The 22,829-nt window shown below is 35.9% G+C and carries 21 protein-coding genes; 15 read left to right on the forward strand and 6 right to left on the reverse strand.

What is annotated here, in order from left to right:
- Position 1 precedes the first annotated feature (1 nt).
- From mraY to NLM59_RS04300, 13 genes are all read left to right on the forward strand, one after another.
- Entirely contained in the window at positions 2–1,231 is a 1,230-nt protein-coding gene (gene mraY / locus NLM59_RS04240; RefSeq protein ID WP_304416496.1) for a phospho-N-acetylmuramoyl-pentapeptide-transferase, read from the forward strand.
- Entirely contained in the window at positions 1,232–2,566 is a 1,335-nt protein-coding gene (gene murD, locus NLM59_RS04245; RefSeq protein WP_304416497.1) for a UDP-N-acetylmuramoyl-L-alanine--D-glutamate ligase, read from the forward strand.
- Between the two features lie 2 nt (positions 2,567–2,568).
- Complete coding sequence (locus NLM59_RS04250) at positions 2,569–3,768, forward strand: FtsW/RodA/SpoVE family cell cycle protein (RefSeq protein ID WP_304416498.1); 1,200 nt, start codon at positions 2,569–2,571, stop codon at positions 3,766–3,768.
- A complete protein-coding gene (murG, locus tag NLM59_RS04255; protein WP_304416499.1) occupies positions 3,740–4,858 on the forward strand; it encodes an undecaprenyldiphospho-muramoylpentapeptide beta-N-acetylglucosaminyltransferase in 1,119 nt (372 codons plus the stop codon). The genes NLM59_RS04250 and murG overlap by 29 nt, the downstream gene beginning before the upstream one ends.
- Complete coding sequence (murC, locus tag NLM59_RS04260; RefSeq protein ID WP_304416500.1) at positions 4,848–6,194, forward strand: UDP-N-acetylmuramate--L-alanine ligase; 1,347 nt, start codon at positions 4,848–4,850, stop codon at positions 6,192–6,194. Before murG ends, murC begins: the two co-directional genes overlap by 11 nt.
- Positions 6,191–6,913 (forward strand): cell division protein FtsQ/DivIB, encoded by a 723-nt coding sequence (locus NLM59_RS04265; RefSeq protein ID WP_304416501.1) that lies wholly within the window; start codon positions 6,191–6,193, stop codon positions 6,911–6,913. Before murC ends, NLM59_RS04265 begins: the two co-directional genes overlap by 4 nt.
- Before the next feature lies 1 nt (position 6,914).
- A complete protein-coding gene (gene ftsA / locus NLM59_RS04270; protein ID WP_304416502.1) occupies positions 6,915–8,336 on the forward strand; it encodes a cell division protein FtsA in 1,422 nt (473 codons plus the stop codon).
- Between the two features lie 22 nt (positions 8,337–8,358).
- Positions 8,359–10,167 carry a cell division protein FtsZ gene (gene ftsZ, locus NLM59_RS04275; RefSeq protein ID WP_304416503.1) on the forward strand — a complete coding sequence of 603 codons (1,809 nt, stop codon included), beginning with the start codon at positions 8,359–8,361 and terminating at the stop codon, positions 10,165–10,167.
- Positions 10,168–10,364: 197 nt separating this feature from the next.
- Positions 10,365–10,814, forward strand: coding sequence for a GatB/YqeY domain-containing protein (locus NLM59_RS04280; RefSeq protein WP_304416504.1), 450 nt, complete (start codon positions 10,365–10,367; stop codon positions 10,812–10,814).
- A 183-nt stretch (positions 10,815–10,997) separates the two neighbouring features.
- A complete protein-coding gene (locus NLM59_RS04285; RefSeq protein ID WP_304416505.1) occupies positions 10,998–11,366 on the forward strand; it encodes a septal ring lytic transglycosylase RlpA family protein in 369 nt (122 codons plus the stop codon).
- Between the two features lie 166 nt (positions 11,367–11,532).
- On the forward strand, positions 11,533–12,198 hold the full coding sequence (locus tag NLM59_RS04290) for a succinate dehydrogenase cytochrome b subunit (protein WP_304416506.1): 666 nt from the start codon (positions 11,533–11,535) through the stop codon (positions 12,196–12,198).
- Positions 12,199–12,208: 10 nt separating this feature from the next.
- The gene (locus tag NLM59_RS04295; RefSeq protein WP_304416507.1) at positions 12,209–14,221 is read left to right on the forward strand and encodes a fumarate reductase/succinate dehydrogenase flavoprotein subunit; all 2,013 of its coding nucleotides are present in this window, start codon (positions 12,209–12,211) and stop codon (positions 14,219–14,221) included.
- Positions 14,222–14,229: 8 nt separating this feature from the next.
- The gene (locus tag NLM59_RS04300; protein ID WP_304416508.1) at positions 14,230–14,997 is read left to right on the forward strand and encodes a succinate dehydrogenase/fumarate reductase iron-sulfur subunit; all 768 of its coding nucleotides are present in this window, start codon (positions 14,230–14,232) and stop codon (positions 14,995–14,997) included.
- 76 nt (positions 14,998–15,073) lie between these two features.
- On the opposite strand, the gene rnpA is transcribed toward NLM59_RS04300, so the two are convergent.
- Positions 15,074–15,442 (reverse strand): ribonuclease P protein component, encoded by a 369-nt coding sequence (rnpA, locus tag NLM59_RS04305; protein ID WP_304416509.1) that lies wholly within the window; start codon positions 15,440–15,442, stop codon positions 15,074–15,076.
- 131 nt (positions 15,443–15,573) lie between these two features.
- Here rnpA and NLM59_RS04310 point away from each other — a divergent pair, with 131 nt between their 5' ends.
- Both NLM59_RS04310 and NLM59_RS04315 read left to right on the forward strand, forming a co-directional pair.
- Positions 15,574–15,984: a BrxA/BrxB family bacilliredoxin gene (locus NLM59_RS04310; protein ID WP_304416510.1), complete on the forward strand. Its 411-nt coding sequence runs from the start codon at positions 15,574–15,576 to the stop codon at positions 15,982–15,984.
- 121 nt (positions 15,985–16,105) lie between these two features.
- Entirely contained in the window at positions 16,106–17,104 is a 999-nt protein-coding gene (locus NLM59_RS04315; RefSeq protein ID WP_304416511.1) for an aspartate-semialdehyde dehydrogenase, read from the forward strand.
- A gap of 417 nt (positions 17,105–17,521) precedes the next feature.
- Here the strand turns inward: NLM59_RS04315 and NLM59_RS04320 are convergent, their stop codons facing one another.
- The 5 genes from NLM59_RS04320 to NLM59_RS04340 form a co-directional block, all read right to left on the reverse strand.
- Positions 17,522–18,055, reverse strand: coding sequence for a DUF6843 domain-containing protein (locus NLM59_RS04320; protein ID WP_304416512.1), 534 nt, complete (start codon positions 18,053–18,055; stop codon positions 17,522–17,524).
- Positions 18,055–18,942, reverse strand: a complete 888-nt coding sequence (locus NLM59_RS04325) for an RHS repeat-associated core domain-containing protein (RefSeq protein ID WP_369426762.1) — start codon at positions 18,940–18,942, stop codon at positions 18,055–18,057. The genes NLM59_RS04320 and NLM59_RS04325 overlap by 1 nt, the downstream gene beginning before the upstream one ends.
- A gap of 689 nt (positions 18,943–19,631) precedes the next feature.
- On the reverse strand, positions 19,632–21,344 hold the full coding sequence (locus NLM59_RS04330) for an RHS repeat domain-containing protein (protein ID WP_304416513.1): 1,713 nt from the start codon (positions 21,342–21,344) through the stop codon (positions 19,632–19,634).
- A gap of 147 nt (positions 21,345–21,491) precedes the next feature.
- The gene (locus tag NLM59_RS04335; protein ID WP_304416514.1) at positions 21,492–21,878 is read right to left on the reverse strand and encodes a hypothetical protein; all 387 of its coding nucleotides are present in this window, start codon (positions 21,876–21,878) and stop codon (positions 21,492–21,494) included.
- The coding region (locus NLM59_RS04340) for an RHS repeat-associated core domain-containing protein (protein ID WP_304416515.1) at positions 21,871–22,829 on the reverse strand (959 nt) is incomplete at its 5' end. The genes NLM59_RS04340 and NLM59_RS04335, both read right to left, overlap by 8 nt.

Genomic DNA, 22,829 nt, shown 5'->3' on the forward strand with positions numbered 1-22,829 from the left:
CATGCTATATCACCTATTAGAATACCTAAGTACTTATTTTGATATTCCTGGTATCAACATGATGCGCTCTACGACTTTTCGTGCAGCGATCACAGTGATTACCTCTTTGTTAATTGCCTTAATTTTCGGAAAAAGGATGATTAACTATTTGCGTAAAATGCAATATGGTGAAATCGTTCGTGATTTAGGTTTAGCTGGTCAAAAAGAAAAAGAAGGAACTCCAACTATGGGTGGTTTGATTATTATCATTTCTACCATTGTTCCTGTTTTACTATTTGCTAAGCTAGACAACATTTACATCATCATCCTTTTAATTTCAACTGTTTGGATGGGAGTTATCGGGTTTTTAGATGATTATTTAAAATACTATCGAAAAAACAAGGACGGATTAGCGGGTAGATTCAAGGTTTTAGGTCAAGTTGGTTTAGGTGTTATAGTGGGAAGCATTATGTACTTTAATGATAATGTAACCATTAGAGAAAAAATGGAAAACCCTATCAATACAACCGAAAGAGTAAGCTCAAATGAATTATTCAAACCAGCTGCTCAATCGAACAAAACGACTATTCCATTCTTTAAAAATAACGAATTAGACTATGATTCTCTCCTATTTTGGATGGAACCAGAAGAAGCCGCAAAATATGCTTGGCTTGTCTTTATTCCTATTGTAATTTTCATCATTACAGCAGTTTCCAATGGAGCAAACCTTACAGACGGGATAGATGGTCTCGCCGCAGGATCCTCTGTAATTATAGTAGGAGCTTTGGCTCTATTTGCATGGGTTTCGGGTAACTTCATTTTCGCAAATTACCTCAACATCATGTATATACCCAATGCCGAAGAGGTAATGATTTTCTCAGGAGCATTCATTGGTGCATTAATCGGATTTTTATGGTACAACACCTATCCTGCTCAAATTTTTATGGGTGATACAGGTAGTTTAACCATCGGAGGCTTGATTGCTGTAATAGCAATTATCGTTCGCAAGGAACTTTTATTACCGATTCTATGTGGAATTTTCGTAGCCGAGAGCTTATCGGTTATGATGCAGGTATCCTACTTTAAATACACAAAAAAGAAATTTGGTGAAGGAAAGCGCATTTTCTTAATGTCGCCATTACATCATCATTTTCAATTACAAAAATATCACGAAAGCAAGATTGTCAATAGATTTTTAATCGTTGGGTTCATGCTTGCCATTTTAGCCATTATAACACTTAAAATCAGATAATTGAAAGAGAGAATTGTCATATTAGGAGGAGGCGAAAGCGGTACTGGTGCAGCATTATTGGCGCAGCAGCAAGGCTATGATGTGTTCTTATCTGATTTCGGCAAGTTGAAGGAATCACATGCTGAAGTATTGAAACAAAATGGAATTGATTTCGAGACAGGGAGCCATACAGCAGACAAGATTCTAAACGCTGATTGGATTATTAAAAGCCCTGGAATCCCAAAGAAGGCAGCTATTATTAATCAAATTAAAAAAGCTGGAATCCCAATTATCTCTGAAATAGAATTTGCATCTAAGTTCACTGATAAAAAAATTATTGCGATTACAGGAAGTAATGGCAAAACCACTACCACAAGTTTAATCGCATTTATGCTCGAAAGAGCCGATTTGAAGGTGGGACTTGGTGGCAACATTGGACATTCATTCGCTAAAATGGTGATGAACGACCAAGATTACGACTTATATGTTTTGGAGTTGAGCAGTTTTCAATTAGACGACATCGACACATTTAAACCTTATGTATCGATTCTATTGAACATTACACCAGATCATTTAGACGAGTATGACTATGACATTAAAAAATATGGTCAAGCGAAATTAAGAATCGCAAAAAATCAAACAGAAGACGATTATTTCATTTTCAACGCAGACGATGAGATTACTTCTGAACTATTGAAAGACACAAAAATTAAAGCCCAAAAACTAGGATTTTCATTAACAGATGAAAAACAAGCGGCATTTGCCGACGACATAAACTTTAACATTAATCATCCAGATAAATTTAATATGACGGTAGAGGAATTAGCATTAAACGGTAAGCATAATGTTTCCAATTCATTAGCAGCAGCCATGAATGGTAACATTTTGAAATTGAGAAAGAGTATTATCAAGGATAGCTTGATGGAATTTGATGCTGTAGAGCATAGATTAGAATCAGTAATTAGCGTACATGGAATTGAATTCATCAATGATTCAAAAGCCACCAACGTTAACTCTGTATTCTATGCTTTGCAAAGCATGAAAACACCAACCATCTGGATTGTTGGTGGAAAAGACAAAGGAAACAACTACGAAGAGTTGATTCCTATGGTTAAAAAGAAAGTAAAAGCAATCGTTTGTCTAGGTTTAGACAACAGCAAAATTGTTGAAACATTTTCACCATTTGTGGATCAAATCATTGAAACCAACAACATGAAAGATGCTGTAAATACAGCTTATCTTTTAGGTAAAAACGGAGAAACTGTATTGCTATCACCTGCTTGTGCAAGTTTTGATTTATTTGAAAGCTACGAGCACAGAGGAAAATTATTTAAAGAAGAAGTACATAAACTATAGTCGTGAAAAACTTTTTCCAGAAAATATTAGTCGGAGATAAATATCTAATAGCATTCATAATGTTATTGGCCATATTCTCCTTGTTACCTGGTTTCTCGGCCAGTTCTAGTATTGAGTATGCCGCTCAAACAGGAACTGTATTTGGGCAATTCGGAAAACAATTGGCTTTCTTAATCATAGGACTTGCCATACTATTTTCTGTTCAAGTTGTTGACTATAAATACATAGGTGGAATGGCTGTAATAGCCTTGCCTATAGTCGTGATTTTATTAATTTGGACCTTACTCCAAAACAATTCAATTGATGGAGCCAATGCATCTCGTTGGTTAAAAATACCAGGCATACCGCTCACCATACAGACCTCTACCTTTGCCGGACTTGTGTTAATGATCTATGTTGCGCGGTATTGCACCATCATTCGAGATAAAAAAGTAACCTTCCTTGAAACCTTGATTTGGGTTTTATTACCTGTATTTGCGGTAGTTGGATTAATTTTCCCTGCCAACGGGTCCACCGCCATCATCTTATTTACGATGGTAATGATGATGTTATTTATTGGAGGTTATCCTATTAAATATTTAATAGTTATTGGAGGAATTATCATATTCTGCGGAACCCTATTCGTAATGGGTGCACTAAAATATGGTGATGACATGCCAAATACGCGTGTGCATACTTGGAAAAACAGAATCGAAAGATATATAGATCCATCGGATAATAGTATCGAAGAGTGGCAAGAAACCAACGCCAAAGCAGCCATTGTAGAAGGTGGTCAATTTGGGAAAGGTCCAGGAAAAAGCGCTATTAAACATACCTTACCACAAGCCTCTTCAGATTTTATTTATGCAGTAATTATAGAAGAATATGGCGCTATTGGAGGTATTGCTTTAATATTTATATTCTTAATGATTTTGTTTAGAATCATGGTAATCGCCACAAAAGTCCATACCTATTTTGGGTCTTTATTGGTAATTGCCGTCGGGATACCCATCATTTTCCAAGCTGTAATTAATATGGGAGTTGCCGTAGGATTATTCCCAACAACAGGACAGCCATTACCTATGATTAGCTTTGGAGGAACATCTCTATGGATTACCTGTTTAGCATTAGGAATTATATTAAGCGTAAGCAGTCAAATTAAAACAAAAGAAGAATTAGAAACCAAAAAAATAAGTGAAGAAGTCATCCAAGATATCGCCTAAAATCATCCTAAGTGGAGGAGGCACGGGTGGACACATCTACCCTGCAATTGCCATTGCGAACGAAATTAAATCTCGTTTTCCGCAAGCGGATATCTTATTTGTTGGTGCTAAGGATAAAATGGAAATGGAAAAAGTTCCAAAAGCTGGTTATCCTATAAAAGGTCTTTGGATTTCTGGAATCCAAAGAAAAAACATGTTAGCCAATGCTTCTTTCCCATTTAAGTTAATTGATAGTGTTTGGAAATCTAGAAAGATTGTCAACGAGTTTAAACCAGATATTGCCATCGGGACAGGCGGATTCGCGAGCGGACCTATGATGTATGCTGCAGCACAAAAAGGAGTTCCAGTTTTAATTCAAGAGCAGAATTCTTTTCCAGGTATTACAAATAAATTATTGAAGAATAAAGCTTTCGCTATTTGCACAGCTTATGATAATATGGGGAATTATTTTCCAAAGGATAAAATTCATCATACTGGAAATCCCATTAGATCGGAACTGTTCACCAATTTACCAGAACAAAAAGCTGCTAAGGAGAAACTAGGTTTTAATCCAAATAAACCTTTAATTCTATCTGTCGGTGGTTCTTTGGGGTCAAGAACATTAAATAATACGTGGACAAAAGCAGTTGAGCAACTTATTGACACAGACATTCAGCTTCTTTGGCAAACTGGAAAGTTAGAATGGAATAAAATTAATGCTAATCAAGATTTAAAACATGAATTAATTCAAGCCACAGAATTTATTTATGAGATGAATCAAGCTTATGCTGCGGCTGATATTATTGTTTCACGTGCAGGCGCTATGGCAATTTCGGAGTTAACCTTAATTGGAAAGCCGACTATTTTAGTTCCTTTCCCATATGCAGCAGAAGATCATCAAACTAAAAATGCTGAAAGTTTAGCAAATGTAGACGCGGCCATAATGATTGGCGATAAAGATGCTGAGGAGCAATTAACGCAAGCTGCCATCAATTTAGTGCAAGACGTTGAAGCACAGAAAAAGTTGATGGAAAACATGAAAAAATTAGCGAAACCAAACGCTACCAAAGACATTGTAGATTTAATCGAAGCGAAATTAAATGAATATTAAAGATTATACATATTATTATTTCATCGGAATCGGTGGCATAGGCATGAGTGCTTTGGCTCGCTATTTCAAACTGATGGGCAAAAATGTTTTGGGATACGATAAAACCCAAACCAAATTGACCGAGAAGTTGATGGAAGAAGGTATGCCTATTCATTTTACAGACAATGTCGAAAACATTCCTTCAGAAATCAACAAAGAAAACACGGTTGTCATTTATACGCCTGCAGTTTTTAAAACACATTCCGAACTCGTTTATTTCCAAGAAAATGGGTTTAATGTATTTAAACGCTCAGAAGTTTTAGGTTTAATTACAAAATCTACGACTTGTTTAGCGGTGGCCGGTACTCATGGTAAGACAACCACCTCTAGCCTATTAGGACATATTCTTAAGGTTGCAGATTTAAAATCTACCGCATTTGTTGGTGGAATTGTTGAAAATTATAATTCAAATATGATTTTCAATGGGGATGAAATCTCTGTAGTAGAAGCAGATGAATTCGATCGTTCTTTCTTAAGATTAAGTCCAGACATTGCTTGTATTACTTCTATGGATGCCGATCATTTAGATATTTACGGCGAAAAAGAAGAGCTTGAAAAGAGCTTTAAAGATTTTGGGAATATTGTTTCTCAGAAATTATTTGTTCAGAAAGATATTGACATTCCAAATGCATTGAAATATGCAGTTGAGGAAGAGGCCGATTACTTTGCAGACAATATTCAATTAGAAGATGGATTTTTCACTTTTGATTTAACTTATCCAAAAGGGAAAATCAATCATATTAAAATGACGCTTCCAGGTAGACATAATATTGAAAATGCTGTAGCTGCAATTGCTATGTCAATGGAAATAGGTGTTACGGAAGAGCAAATTAAAGAGGCCTTGGCTTCCTTTAAAGGAATTAAAAGAAGATTTAGTCGCCATGTTGCCGCAGATGGAAAGGTGATTATAGATGATTATGCACACCACCCAACTGAATTAAATGCTATCATTCGTGCTACTAAAAACTTCTATCCAAATAAATCTATTTTAGGAATTTTTCAACCTCACCTATTTAGTAGAACGAGAGATTTCGCAGATGATTTCGCTCAAAGCTTGTCTAAACTTGAGAATTTAATTTTAATCGACATCTACCCTGCTAGAGAAGAACCTATAAATGGCGTTACTTCGGACTGGTTAGCCGATAAAATTGAGAAAATCAATGGAACTCGCCCAAGTGTAGTTTCATTAGATAATGCATATGATAAAATCTTGGAGCATTCAACCGATATTATACTATTGATGGGTGCTGGAAATATTGATATATTATACGAACCGCTTAAAACTAATTTCGCATGAAAAGGAAGTGGATCTTATTAAAAATAACATTGCTTTTAGCAGGTTTGATATTTCTATTGGCGTTTACTAACAAAAAATACCAACTTAGAGAGGTACATACGGTTAAGAAAATGATTGATTATGCCCATGGTAATCATTTTGTTACCGAAAAGATTGTGGATTCCATTTTAAAGAAAGCTCATCCCGATTACCCTCATATGCAAATGAAGCGAGTAAACACAAGAGATATGGAGTATTTACTCAATAAAGATGATTATATTTCGTATGCTAATGTTTATTTAGAAAATGATGGTGTATTACATGCAGAAATAAAACAACAGATCCCAGTTCTTCGTGTGCATAATGGCGAAGAGGAATACTATATCACAGACCGAAAAAAGAGAATTCCATTATCCAAAGAATTCTCTGCAAAAGTACTCATTGCAGATGGAGAAATCGATCTAAATGACTACAAAGGTTTGGTGGAATTGGCTCAAAACATAAATGAGGATAACTTGTTGAAAAACCTCATAGCCGGAATACGCAAAGAGAGAGAAAATTCTTTTATTTTGTTTGTTGACGATGGAGATTATATCCTAGAGTTAGGAGAGCTCGAAAATCTTAAAACAAAATTGGAGAATTTTAAGGTATTTCACACCGAGTATGTGCAGAAGTCGGCTGATATACCTTATAAGAAATTTAATTTAAGATTTAATAACCAAATAGTTGCAACCAAATAATATGAAATCACAGAAAAGTAATATCGCAGTAGGATTAGACATAGGAACTACGAAAATCGTAGCCATGGTCGGTCGTAAAAACGAACATGGAAAACTAGAAATTTTGGGTGTTGGACGCGCAAAATCACTAGGTGTTCATCGTGGAGTAGTTAATAATATTACTCAAACCATCAACTCTATCAAAGAAGCCGTGGCTCAAGCTGAGGCCGATTCAGGTTACAAGATTAAAGATGTGACCGTTGGGATAGCAGGTCAACATATTCGCAGTTTGCAACATAGCGACTATATTACAAGAAATAATTTTGAGGAAGTCATTGACGAAAATGACCTTAAAAAATTAATTCAACAAGTCTATAAATTGGTTATGCTTCCTGGTGAGGAGATCATTCATGTTTTGCCACAAGAGTTCAAAGTGGATAGCGAGGGTGAAATTACCGAACCAATGGGTATGTACGGTAGCAGATTAGAAGCAAATTTCCATGTGGTTGTTGGACAAATTACTTCTATTAAAAACATTGCACGATGCGTAAAGAGCGCTGGATTAAATCTTGCAGACATTACACTCGAGCCTATCGCCTCTTCTATGGCTTCATTGAGCCAAGAGGAAAAAGAAGCTGGTGTTGCCTTGGTTGATATTGGAGGCGGGACAACGGATATTGCTGTTTTCAAAGACAATATTATTCGTCATACTTCTGTAATTCCATTTGGTGGCAATGTTATTTCTGATGATATTAAGACGGGTTGTTCTATTATCGAAAGACAAGCCGAGCAACTAAAAGTTAAGTTTGGTTCTGCATGGCCAGGCGAAAACAAAGAATCTGAAATCGTTGCGATTCCAGGTTTAAGAGGACGTGAGCCAAAAGAAATTTCACTTAAGAAATTAAGTCAAATTATCCATGCACGCGTTCACGAGATACTAGAGCAAATCCACATGGAGCTTAAGCACTATGGATGTGACGAGCAAAAGAAGAAATTAATTGCAGGTATTGTATTAACAGGTGGCGGATCTAAATTAAAACATATTAGACAGCTTACTGAATACATTACAGGTATGGATGCCAGAATTGGTTATTCTAATGAGCATATTGCAGGTGGACAATCTGATTTGATTCAGAGTCCAGAGTTTGCAACAGCTGTTGGGTTAGTAATGAAAGGCATCGAGAAACAAGAAGATGACGCATTTGAGGAAGAGATTCTTTTACAAGAAGAAATGGCTCGCCAAGCACCTATAAATGTAGAACCTTCTAGACCAGCGCCAACGCCTGAGAATAACACAACGGCAGAAACTCCAAAACAAGCTGAGCAAGCTCCAGAGGAGGAGAAGAAAAAGAAAGTTAGAGCGCAGGAGACCATGAGAACTAAATCTTCCATTTTCCAGATTTGGACAGATAAGTTTATTAAAATGATTAACGAAACCGACTAAAAAATTACAAACAAACTACACTATGGATTTTAATACAATAAATTTCGATTTACCAAAGAACAAATCGGCATCTATCAAAGTTATAGGTGTTGGTGGTGGCGGTAGTAATGCCGTTAATTACATGTTCCAACAAGGGATAACGGGCGTAGACTTCGTTATTTCAAATACTGACAATCAAGCTTTAAACAACTCACCTGTTCCTACCAAAATTCAATTAGGTGCTTCTATCACAGAAGGTCTTGGAGCTGGTGCAAACCCAGAAATTGGAGAGCAAGCTGCATTGGAAAGTATAGATGACATTAAAAACTTACTAGATACAAATACCAAAATGCTTTTCATTACAGCAGGTATGGGCGGTGGTACCGGTACAGGTGCGGCGCCTATCATTGCTAACATTGCAAAAGACATGGGTATTCTTACGGTAGGTATTTGTACAGCACCTTTTTACTTTGAAGGTAAAATGCGTGTTGAACAAGCTAAAAAAGGAATTGAAAAATTCAGAAATAGCGTTGATTCATTAATTATCATCAACAACGATAAATTAAGAGAATTATACGGTAACCTAAGCTATAAAACCGGTTTTGCTAAAGCAGACGAAGTCTTAGCAACTGCAGCAAAAGGAATCGCTGAAGTAATTACTCACCACTACTCTACCAATATTGACTTGCGTGATGCGAAAACTGTATTAGCAGATAGCGGTACAGCTATTATGGGTTCTGCAAGAGCACATGGTGAGCAAAAAGCGAAAAAAGCTATTGAATTAGCCTTAGATTCTCCATTATTAAATGATAATAAAATCACAGGCGCAAGAAATGTGTTGTTATTAATTGTTTCTGGAAATGATGAAGTAACCATGGACGAAATCGGAACTATCAACGATTACATTCAACAAGAAGCGGGTCACAATGCCAACATTATTATGGGTATTGGTGAAGACGAAGATTTAGGTGATGATATCAGCGTTACTGTTATTGCAACTGGTTTCCCTGTAGATCAGCAAGACTTTAACGGTAAAGAAGATGAGCAAATTGTTCATGTTTTAGAAGATGAACCAATCAGCACATCATTTAAAAAGCCTGTTTCTCCAGAAAGCAAATTAGAAGAGAAAAAAGCTGAATCTAAACCTGTTGAAAAAACAGAACCAAAGGAAACTCAACCAAAAGTTGAAGAGCCAAGACTTTTATTTGAAGAAGAGGACGAAGATGATATCTTAGATTTTAAATTTAAATCTCTCGATGATACTCCTTCTACGGAAAGAGACAGCGGACCATCATTTAATTTTTCATTAGACGATGATTTCCAAGCTCCTTCAAGCTCTTCACAACCGAGAAATAATCCTAATCCAACTCCAGAAGTTAAAAAGGACAACACTACTCAAGCTCACGCACAAAGTAGTAAATACACTTTGCACACTTTAGAAGATGATTGGGAGGATGAATTTGATACACCTATTTCTGTTAACACCAAGGAAGAAGAAGTTGAAGAAGAGCCAAAACTTACTTGGGAGGAAGAAGCTCCAAAAGTGGAGGAAAAGCCAGAAGTGATAGAAAAAACAATGGATGAGGAGGCATTCGATGCTCCAATTTCAGCGAATATTAGTCAACAAATTCAAGAGCGTAGAGAAAGATTGAAGAAATTTAACTTCAAGTTCAAGAATAAATTAAACGACTATGATGTGGATGAAGTAGAGAGAATTCCTGCTTATAAACGTAATCAAATTGAGTTATCTGAGCACAAAAGAGAAAAATCAGGAGGTTACATTATAGATAGAGATACTTCGAACGAGATTAAAATTCGTCCAAATAATTTCTTACATGACAATGTAGATTAAAAATATTACATGAGGACTATGTAGTTTGTTAGGAAGGCCACGATTTATTCGTGGCTTTTCTGTTTTTAAAAATATGCGATTAGAATTAAACTTAATCTTTCTTATACATTTTATAATGTCAAAAAAATCGAAATATAAAGCTTTAGTTTTCCTTTAAAATGCAATAACTTTGAAGCTTAACTTCAAAAACACAAGGCATGTCATTAGAAAAAACCATCATGGAGGATATTAAAACAGCCATGAAAGCCAAAGATAAAGTAGCATTAGAGTCATTACGCGCAGTTAAAACAGCGTTGTCTTATGCAAAAACAGAAGCGCAAGTAGATGAACTATCAGAAGCTGATGAAATTAGCATTTTACAAAAACAAGTAAAAATGCGTAAAGAAGCAGCCGAACAATTCACTTCTCAAGGTAGAGATGATATGGCTGAAAAAGAATTACAACAAGTAACTGTTATCGAAAAATTTCTTCCACAACAATTGAGTGAAGAAGAATTAGCTGCAGAAATCACTGTCATTATTCAACAAGAAGGAGCTTCCGGAATGAAGGATATGGGCAAGGTTGTGGGGATTGCTAACAAGAAATTAGCGGGTCGCGCAGAAGGAAAAGCCATAGCTGGAGAAGTCAAAAAACAGCTAAACGCCTAATAATCAGTGAATATTAACATTTTTTGAAATTTTTAACTTAAGATTAACAACGTCTATTTTAACGTTTAATCATACGGCTTAGCGCAAATCTTTGCCGATCCGTATTGAGTTATTTAGAATGAGTATAAGGTTCGTTTGAGCTTTCGAGTTTACATTTGCCCCCGTAAATAAAAAGTTACAGTAATGAAACGAAGTTTATTTTATACTTTTATTCTGTTCATGAGTCTAAATTTTTCTTTAGCAAACATGAACGCACCAGAAAACAATAGCGAAGAAGTTAGAGTTTCTTGGTACGGAGGCAAATTCCATGGTCGATTAACCGCAAGCGGTGAAGTTTACAACATGAATGATTTCACAGCCGCACACAAGAAATTACCATTCGGAACCAAAGTTAGAATTACAAACATTAGAAATAACAAATCGGTGATTGTTACCATTAACGACAGAGGACCATTTGTTGGGAATAGAAAGTTTGATCTTAGTAAGGCAGCATTCCATGAGATTGCATCAGCAGGAAGAGGAGTGATAACAGCAACTTACGAAATTTTATAAAACGAAATAATAACATTTAATCCAATCCACTTAGTTTACTAGGTGGATTTTTTTATTCATCTTATTTAGATTCAAATTGAATTATATGGATATGATGAATTTCATTGGTGATTAGTCGATTGATTCTTTAAATTTGTCCAATACCAAAAGTTAAAAATAGAAACTAATGGCTAAAGGACTGTTTAACTCATCAATTGGACGAAAGTTTGCAATGGCACTTTCGGCCTTTTTCTTGCTGATTTTTTTACTTCAGCATTTTTTAATTAACATGTTATCTGTTTTCTCAGAAGATTTGTTTAATTCTGTATCCCATTTTATGGGAACTAATCCATTCATTCAATTTGCAATGCAACCTATCCTAATTGCGGGTATTGTATTACACTTTGTTTTAGGATTTATCTTAGAATTACAAAACAAAAAAGCAAGACCTGTTGCTTATGCTAAATCTAACCCTTCACACAACTCAACTTGGATGTCGAGAAATATGATCTGGAGTGGATTAGTGATTTTAGCTTTCTTAGGTTTACACTTTTATGATTTCTGGTTACCAGAGATAACACACAAATACGTGAATGCACTTCCTGCAGATGAAACACGTTATTTTGGTGAATTAGCAGAAAAATTTCATAGTCCAGTGAGAGTTGGATTATATGTAGTAGCTTTTGTATTGTTAATGATGCACTTGTTACACGGATTCCAATCTGCTTTTCAATCAATGGGTGCGAACCACAGAAAGTACAATGGTTTAATTAAAGGTTTCGGTAAAGTTTATGCAATCGTAATCCCGTTAGGATTCATCTTTATCGCTGTATATCATTTCCTTAATCAATAAGTAGTAGAACATGACGAAATTAAACGCAAAAATTCCTCAAGGAGATATAGCTGACAAATGGTCAAATCACAAAGCAAACATTCGCCTTGTATCTCCTAACAATAGAGATAAAATTGATATCATCGTAGTTGGTACTGGTCTTGCCGGTGGTTCAGCTGCTGCTACTTTGGCAGAATTAGGATATAAAGTAAAAGCATTTTGTTATCAAGATTCACCTAGACGTGCGCACTCTATTGCAGCACAAGGTGGTATTAATGCTGCTAAAAACTATAAAGGTGATAACGACTCTGTATATCGTTTATTCTATGATACTGTAAAAGGTGGTGACTATCGTTCACGCGAAGCCAACGTACATAGATTAGCAGAAGAGTCTAGAAATATTATCGACCAATGTGTTATGCAAGGTGTTCCATTCGCGAGAGATTACGGTGGAATGTTAGATAACCGTTCATTTGGTGGTGTACAAGTAAAACGTACATTCTACGCTAAGGGACAAACAGGTCAACAATTATTATTAGGTGCTTATTCAGCAATGAACCGTCAGATTAACTTAGGTCACATTACCATGTACAACCGTCATGAGATGTTAGACCTTGTAGTAGTTGATGGTAAAGCACGTGGAATTATCGCTAGAAACTTAGTAACTGGTGAAATCGAAAGACACTCTGCACACGCAGTAGTTATCGCTTCTGGGGGATACGGAAACGTATTCTTCTTATCTACCAACGCAATGGGATCTAATGCCACTGCAGCATGGAAGATTCACAAAAGAGGTGCAACTTTCGCAAACCCTTGCTTCGTTCAAATTCACCCTACTTGTATTCCAGTTCACGGAACCAATCAATCTAAATTGACATTGATGTCTGAGTCATTACGTAACTCAGGTAGAATTTGGGTTCCTAAGAAGAAAGAGGATGCAGAAGCAATTAGAGAAGGTAGAAAGAAAGCGGCTGATATTCCAGAAGAAGAAAGAGATTATTATTTAGAGAGAAGATATCCTGCATTCGGTAACTTGGTACCACGTGACGTTGCGTCTAGAGGTGCAAAAGAAAGATGTGATGCTGGATTCGGTATTGAAAATAACGACACGAACGAAGGTGTATTCTTAGATTTCTCTACAGAGATTCAAAAGAAAGGTAAAGAGGTTGCATTCTCACAAGGTAACCACAATCCTACTCCAGAAGAGATTACTAAATTAGGTAAGGCTTGGGTTGAGGAGAAATATGGTAACTTGTTCCAGATGTACCAAAAGATTACCAACGAGAATCCATATGAAACACCGATGAAGATTTATCCTGCGGTTCACTACACTATGGGTGGTATTTGGGTTGATTACAACTTAATGAGTACTATCCCCGGATGTTATGTAGCTGGAGAGGCTAACTTCTCAGATCACGGTGCTAACAGACTTGGAGCTTCGGCTTTAATGCAAGGTTTAGCAGATGGTTACTTCGTTCTACCATATACAATGGCTGATTACTTAGCTGATGATATTAGAACAGGTCCTATCTCTACTTCTACTCCAGAGTTCGAACAAGCAGAGCAAGAAGTGAAAGATAGAATCAACTCACTTATCAACAACAAAGGAACTAAGTCAGTAGACCACTTCCACAAGCGATTAGGTTTAATCATGTGGAACAAGGTTGGAATGGCTAGAAATGCTCAAGGATTACAAGAGGCAATTCACGAAATCGCTGAATTAAGAGAAGAATTCCACAGAGATGTTTATGTTCCTGGATCAGCAGACGAATTCAACCCAGAGTTGGAAAAAGCTGGTAGAGTTGCTGATTTCTTAGAGTTAGGTCAGTTAATGGCAATGGATGCACTAAGAAGAAATGAGAGTGCTGGTGGTCACTTTAGAGAAGAGTACCAAACAGAAGAAGGAGAAGCATTACGTGACGATGAAAACTTTGCGCATGTTTCTTGCTGGAACTATAACGGACCAGATATTTCAAAAGAAGAATTTTTTAAAGAAGAATTAGAGTTTAACTACATTGAGTTGAAACAACGTTCATATAAATAAGAATTAATATGGCTGATAAAATCATAAATATTACACTCAAAATTTGGCGTCAAAAAAACGACAAATCTAAAGGGAAAATTGAAACTTATAAGTTGAACGGTGTTTCTCAAGCGAGTTCTTTTCTCGAAATGTTAGATCAATTAAACGAACAATTGATTGCTGAGAAAAAAGAGCCTGTAGCTTTCGACCACGATTGTCGTGAAGGAATTTGTGGAACTTGTTCTCTATATATTAACGGACGCCCTCACGGACCTGACACAGGAATTACAACTTGTCAATTACACATGAGAATGTTCAATGATGGAGAAACTATTTATATCGAGCCTTGGCGTTCGGCTGCGTTCCCAATTATCAAGGACTTAGTTGTTGATAGAAGCTCATTTGAAAGAATTCAACAAGCAGGTGGATATGTTTCTGTTGACACGACAGGTAACACGGTAGATGCAAACGCACTTCCAGTTCCTAAATTTGATGCAGACCGCGCATTTGATGCTGCAGCTTGTATTGGATGTGGAGCTTGTGTTGCGGCTTGTAAAAACGGTTCAGCTATGCTATTCGTTGGTGCTAAAGTATCTCAGTATGCTTTATTACCACAAGGTAAAGTTGAAGCTACTAAACGTGTTCAAGACATGGTTCAACAAATGGATATCGAAGGATTTGGTAACTGTAGTAATACAGGTGCTTGTGAGGTTGAATGTCCAAAAGGTATTTCTTTAGAGAATATCGCAAGAATGAACCGCGAATACTTAAGCGCAAAAGTTTCTAGCGAACAATAAGTCTAGAACTTAATTATAAAATTAAAGTCCCAATTCAGCTGAAGTGGGACTTTTTGTTTTATTAAAGATTATACTTTTAATTAAGAATCTTCAGCAGTTTTTTCATTGCCCTTTCTAGCACTACATAATCTGGCTTTTCTGTAGGAAGATAAACAAAAACCATCGCCATATTTTTGTCTAATGTAGATTTATTCAAGCGATAAGCCTCCTTCATTTGTCTTTTAATCCTATTTCGATCAGTTGCATTCTTAAACCTTCTTTTGGGTACAGAGAAAGTAACCTGCGTATTTTCAGCAATATTTTTACAATCTTTAAAGTTGTCTGGAGTAAACTCAAGATAAATGACTCTAATCGGATAAGCTTTGATAGATTTACCTTTAGAAAACAAGGTATCGAAATAGCATTTTCGTTTTAATCTTTCGTGTTTCTTAAAGGTATTTTTCAAAATTTATATCTTCTTTTAATTGTGGTATTAAATCCACTTATCCAAATTTAGAATAAGTACAAATAACTTTCGTAATTTTGTAGTCAATTGCAATTAAGCAATTACAAATTTAATTTAAAAAAACAAGATATATGTATCCAGAAGATTTAGTTATGCCAATGAAGGCTGAATTAACAGAAAATGGGTTTACTGATTTAAGTACAGTTGAGGCAGTAGAAGAATTCTTACAAAAGAAAGGAACTACCCTAGTTGTGGTAAACAGCGTGTGCGGTTGTGCTGCAGGTGGAGCTCGCCCAGGTGTGGTTCACTCATTAACAGGAGATAAAAAACCAGATAACTTAGGGACTGTGTTTGCAGGATTTGATATCGATGCTACGAATACAGCGCGTGCTGCTATGATGCCTTTCCCTCCTAGTTCACCATCAGTTGCTTTGTTCAAAGACGGTGAATTAGTACATATGTTGGAGCGTCATCATATTGAAGGACATTCTCCTCAAATGATTTCAGAAAACTTACAACAAGCTTATAACGAGTATTGTTAATTTACTTTTTGGGTTAAGTAAGATGTATTTAAAAAAGTTTTGATAGTAGTGAATGCTATTTTCAAAATGCTAAATTATCTTACTTAACCTTTTTTTTTAATTTCAAACATAAATTCATTCAATGAAAGTAGCTGTAGTTGGCGCCACCGGAATGGTTGGTAAAATCATGTTGCAAATTTTAGAGGAACGTAACTTCCCTGTCACGGAATTAATTCCGGTAGCTTCAGAAAGATCTGTTGGTAATACAATTGATTTCAAAGGAGAAAAAGTTGCTATAGTTTCTATAGAGGATGCAGTTGATGCTAAATGTGATATTGCCCTATTTTCGGCAGGTGGTTCAATTTCTTTGGAATATGCACCAAAATTTGCTGCCCAAGGAACCACGGTCATAGACAACTCTTCTGCTTGGCGAATGGATAAAAACATTAAGTTAGTTGTTCCTGAGATTAATGCCTCTCAACTTACGGCAGAGGATAAAATTATTGCCAATCCAAATTGCTCAACCATTCAATTGGTCATGGCATTAAAACCTTTGCACGATAAATACACAATTAAACGTGTCATTGTTTCTACCTATCAGTCTGTAACAGGAACCGGAAAAGAAGCGGTTGAACAGCTAGAAGGCGAAATTAGAAATGAAAAACCTAACATGGTTTATCCTTATCAAATCTTCAAAAATGCACTTCCACATTGTGATATTTTCGAGGATAATGGCTACACCAAGGAGGAAATGAAGCTCACCAATGAGACCAAAAAGATATTATCTGACGATAGTATACAATTAACGGCGACAGCAGTTCGCGTTCCGGTGCAAGGTGGACATTCTGAATCTGTAAATATTGAATTTGAAAATGATTTTGACTTAAAAGAGGTTAGGCAGTTGATGCATAACACGCCTGGAATCGTTTTAAAGGACAATCCGGACACCCAAATCTATCCGATGCCACTTTATTCAGAAGGTAAGGATGATGTCTTTGTAGGGCGTATTAGACGTGATTTCTCGCAGGAGAATACCATGAATATGTGGATTGTTGCAGATAACCTTAGAAAAGGAGCTGCCACCAATACCATTCAAATTGCAGAATACTTGATTGCTATTGGCTTGATTAAACAAAATTAAAAGCCCATGCTAAAAAAATATTAAAGAATGTGTCTCAATAATTACACAACCGATCTGAGAGTTGAATATTTGAGAACTATTCTCGGACAACTGTACGAGAGAAAAACATAAAAAAAGCCGTTTCAATTAGTTTTGAGACGGCTTCTATTTTTTGTTTGAAATATTTTAATCACTAATTTAATAAGCAGTGATAACTAGGGGAAGGGTATAATGTTAATTTCACAAGTGTAGATAAATCTACCAAAGAACGCCTAAGGCTCATCGCTCAACTGGATGACGAAGATAAAGATGCTATCTTTCGTATTATTGACAGCATGCTTACCAAAACTAAATTTAAAGACTTCTTTAATAAAAATGTGGCTGCACTATAAAAGTAAAAAAGCCACCCCAGTATTGAGACGGCTTCTTTTGATTTTCTTATTCATCAAATAATTTATTGTGCCTGACTTTCCCTGTGCTTTCGCCCTCTTTCAAAGTTTTTGTTTCTGAATATGGTTCCCATTTTTTAGACATAATTTTTGCCCAATACTCACTATCCTTGGGTTTACCAATAATAAACCAGTAATCATTTGCATAACCTGCACTATATGCATAAATATCTTTCTGATTTAAGGTATCTTTCCAAACCTTGTCAGAAGGTAACAAATACTTTATCTGTTTTCCATTTTCTTTCTGATACTTAATATCTCTCCAACCTTCTTGAAATTTGAATTGCGTTTTTAAAACTCCTGATTTTGGAACTTCATAAACTCTGTTGCCTTCGCTATCATATTTTACTGCCTTACCGTCCGCTTCATTAAACAAAACGATAACAGCTCCTTCAAAATCATTTGGCACAATGAAAACTTCATTTTCGCCTTGATTACCCCAATATGATAATACTAACCACAAAACATATAAAAGAAGTAATGACCCTAATACTAACCCTATAATCTTAAAAAATCTTTTCATTAGTTCTGAGGGTTAGGGTTCTGATTCAAAAATGTCTTATTCCATTCGTCAGGTTTTACCCATTGACCATTTCGCATAACGCCAATAAAATTACCATTATCAGGGTTAATACGAATCTGCATATTGATATTCATTATTTGTTCTGTGGCAGGTCCAAAAAGAATAGTTGGGTTTTGGTCTTCACCAGCAGCTCGCACGTCCACACCAATAAAGAGTTTTTGCTTACCACTAGGGTCAGTAATAAATGCTTCTGTATTTGGAAAGTCATCACCAGCAACTTGTCCAGTAATGCTTAGAATATCACCGTCTTGAACAATACTAAGCCTTGCATCTACGTCAATATCTGGTGTTGGTCCATATGCAAGTGGATTTGTGCCTTCGTAACCAGTCTCAAAAGATACGCTATTGCTACCTGTTCTAATACGACCTACATAACCATCTGGTGTATCTGTATCAGTACCAAAATAAGGATGATGTGAAGCGTCTGAAAAAGTTCCATTTCTACCACGCCCAGCATATGTAACAGTTCCTTTTTCGGGATCTGCTACAACTCTGTGCGTAATTCGAGATGATGCACCATCCAATAAGCTAAAACCTCTGCTATCTCCAGAAAAATCTCGCCCTAAACCAATAGGCACAAACCATCTTCCTTTACCAAAAGATTCGCTTGGATGAAATGAACGGAATGTTACAGGATATGGCCATCTACCATCAGGGTCAACAAAAAGTATTGGATTGTTGAAAGTGAAAACATATGGTGAGTACTGTGGGCCTTTCTCCGCCAACGGATCCACATTCATCCAACGCCCCAAACTTGCATTATAATTTCGCCAACCGTAGGCACAAATTGCAACTCGCCCCCTTTGTATTGAAAACCATCTATATATTGGGTTGTTTCGCCTGAAACCACTATTCTGAGTTTGATACTGTTAATTTACAGAAATTTTTAAAGCCTTTAAAAAATTTTTATTCATTTATCCTTGATAAAAAACGAAACAAAAAATCAAGAAGGCTTTAAAATGTTTTGCTAAAGCAACGTCAAACTTTCTAAAATTGAATCGCCTAACGCTAAATCCAACCGCAGTCAATTTTTTAACGAAAGCCTGACTAAACATAAAAGCCTTCATCTGCTTCGTTTTTAAATTATAGGGTAAGGCTTTATTATTTTACTCAAAAGGAAATAGTGTTTTTGCTTATTTTTAATTTAATTTTTTATAAATATTAATGGTTCTGTTTTCTGGGGAGGTTATAATGGTTCTTCAATTCCTTGACCTGGTTATTCGCGATTTTAAAGCTAAACAAACGTATGCTTCTGAAATGAAAGCTTTTTGCATTAGTTTTGACTTTTGTGAAATACCCCAAGCTGATTCTCTACCAGATGTTCCTCATATTACATTAAAATATTGTAGTATAAAAAATATGAGGATTATTGCAATGTAAGAAACAATACTATATTTAATATTCTTATTTCTATCATCTTCCACAAGTTCCTTGAGTTTAGCTTTATTTAAAGTACAGTTATATTCAAAAACCCACCTGACTAATATCCCTATAAGGTTGAAAAATACGTAAGTCATTATTTTTCTTCTATGTTGTCAATTACATAGTTTACAACTTCGGTAGCCCCAAAACCAATACCTAAATTTTTCAATAATGAACTCGAAAATTCTAATGGCGCCATCATTGCAGATAAACCTGGCTTAAGAAAAGCCTCCTTTTTTTCTTCAAAACTCATTCCTCTGTCTTTATACGTTTTTGTGGTTAATTTTCCATTTTCAAAGCCTATAATATTTAGATCTCCTTCTATATGGATATTTTCTGCTTTTCCAGTTCCTAAAATTTTTTTAGGAATATCGTAAAGCCCTCCCTTGACGATTGCTCCTATTACCTGAGCTCCCTCAATTACCGGAGACACTACTTCGTCTGTTATATTATTTCTAATAGCCCTACCCATGGAAGTATGGGAGGTAATGGTAAAGCCACTATCCAATGTGACAGACTGCCCTCCTGAATAATTTTTTCTGGTATCCGTATTGGTAAAAGATCCATCTACACTTAATTGGTAACTTCCCGAATTATCTGCAACCGATGGAGTTCTTCCAACATAAGATTCATTTCCTTTCAGGACTGTAGAGGCGTTTTCTTTTGTGAGTTTAGGGTTGTACTTTAAGTTACCATTTCCATCATCATACCAATCCTGTCCACTTCTACCATCTGGGTCTATCATAAATATTGGATTGTTCCAAACATATCCGTATGGATCTAATGTTTCTTCACTTAAAGGATCATGTTGTGCCCACCTCCCAATTTCTGGCATATAAAAACGTGCGCCATAATCATAAACATTCAACCCCAACTCATCCTGCAGTTCTTTCCCGTTATATTTATACTGATACGGATTTCGATCCACCGTTTCAATTTCTCTAGCATCGCCTATGGAGCAGTAGTCGCGCGCTGGTGTGTTGTAGCTTCCGTGTTGTAGGCCGAAGGGGTAATAGTTACTCTCCTCTAAAATTTTGATGTTGCTTGGACTTTGTGGATCGGTGGTGTAACTCAAACGTATATTACCAAGGTGGTCTGTATAATTATATACGTAATCAAAATATTGTTGGCGACCATTGCCTTCGGTTTTTCTCACATAACCTCCCGAAACAGGGAAAAACTGTAATTCTCCATCTATGTACTGAAATGAATCCAAATATTCAGTTTTGCTTATGTCACTACGGTTTGTCACTGTTTTTTCTATTTTCGTACCTAGTGCATTATAAATATAGGCTATTTTCTGATGGTTAGAAAATTTAATTTCTGTTGGTAGGTTTAAATGGTTATAATTTATTTCTGTAATCCCTTTGTTTTTATCCTCTTTCATATTAGCATTGGGATCATAAATATATTCCGTAGATAGATTAACGCCATCATTAAAACCTTTTGTAGAGGCAACTCCATCCGATACTTTTCGTAATTTATTTGAGTTCGGAAAATAAGTATAGCTAAGGTCATCCATATTGGGTATGGCTGGTACTGTCCCATAATCTTCCGGAACTCCCCACCTTTGTAAGCTCAAGATATTACCATTTTTGTCATAAGACAAGGACTCATTAAAATTATTACTATAAGTGGTTCCTTTTCTATAATAGGCAGTATTTAAACGATTTAAAGCATCATATGAATAGGCATATCCTCGTAATTTATTATCGTTAGCGGTCCGCCAAAAAGTTTGTGATATATTGCCGTTGTAGAGAGGTTTTACATTACCATGATGCAGGTTCGCTGGATTTTGATAATGCAACTCAAATCCAAAGAATGTCTACTCTAGATGCTGCGGGTTATTTATGCGGGTGAGCTAGCCATGGAGGTAATATTGTTTAGCTTTCAAATCCTTTGATTTAAGCTATTAATTATTAGGTTTCTGCTCGTGGTCAATAGAATAAGCACTCTACCAGTTTTTTACTTTTATTGGCATTATTGCAATCACAAAAAGAACTAATGATAATAAAATAAAAGAAACGTTTTGTTTGTTTCCAGCTGATTCTAATCTCAGATAATTAAATTCTTTTGAATGATAAAATCGTTGAGAACTTCCTATGATTAGAGATTCACATTTATTTGTTGATACACTTATTTTTCTTTTTTCATTTTTAAACTCTACAAAAATAGCTGCCCTTAAACCGCAGTGTTTTTCAATTATTTCGAGTTCTATTGGCAAAGTATTACGCTTTATTCCTTCAAAATAAACATAACTGATTATTGAGAAAACCAACATAAAAGAGCTAATAACAATAAGCAGAACTCTTCTTTTAGAGTATTTAGGTAGTTTAATCACAAATTTCACACTCTAATGGGCCAAAAATGACAGTACCTTTTTTGGGTTCATCCTTCTTAAACAAATCTAAATCAGTCAAAGCATTAGCGCCACCTTCTTTAAAAGCATCATTTACTGTCTTGACGCTTAGGTAGGCTCTTTCATAATTCTTCATAGTATTCTGAATGCTGTTCAATTCCTTTTCTAATGCTATTACTTTATCATTCATTCGCCCTGTTTTTTTTGCTTGTCTTTTATAACGCGCTATTCTTCTTCTAACAACATTTGCCCTATTTGGTGGGACTTTACTTTTTTTCAAAAGTTTTGCCTCTAACTTATCTACATACTTGGCTGGAATAACTTTACCAATGCCAGCCTCTATTAGACCTCCAGCTACGGATTTCCAGATATCAATATCCCCTTTCCCTGCATCTTTAAGTACATTTTCAGTTGTTTCTATAAGAGCATCAATTCCATAATCCACAACTTTACCAAATGCTTTTCGACTAATTTTATTTGTTGCAATATTTTTAACAGAACTCAATCCACCCGAAAAAGCTCCGAGAGTTCCAGCAACTCCTAAATCCAAAAAACTGATATTGTTGTAGTGTACTGATTGTTCAAATGATAAGTCATCTACAAAATAATTTACTCCTACCTGTGCAACGTAATCAGAGACAACACCAAGTACAAAACCTACAGGACCTGGTAACTCCCCATCCTCGTCAATAAAACTAATTGGATCATTATATGCATAATTATATGGTGAATAATCATACATAAATTCACTTGCTGGGTCATGTACGCCCCATCGTCCAAGGTCAGGCATGTACATTCTAGCCCCATAATCATAAACGTTTAGTCCCAACTCATCTTGCCACTCTTTTGCGTTGTATTTGTACTTATACGGATTACGATCCACCGTTTCAATTTCTCTAGCATCGCCTATGGGGCGGTAGTCGCGCGCTGGTG

The organism is Profundicola chukchiensis, from assembly GCF_029664245.1.
GTDB classification, from domain to species: Bacteria; Bacteroidota; Bacteroidia; order Flavobacteriales; family Weeksellaceae; genus Profundicola; species Profundicola chukchiensis.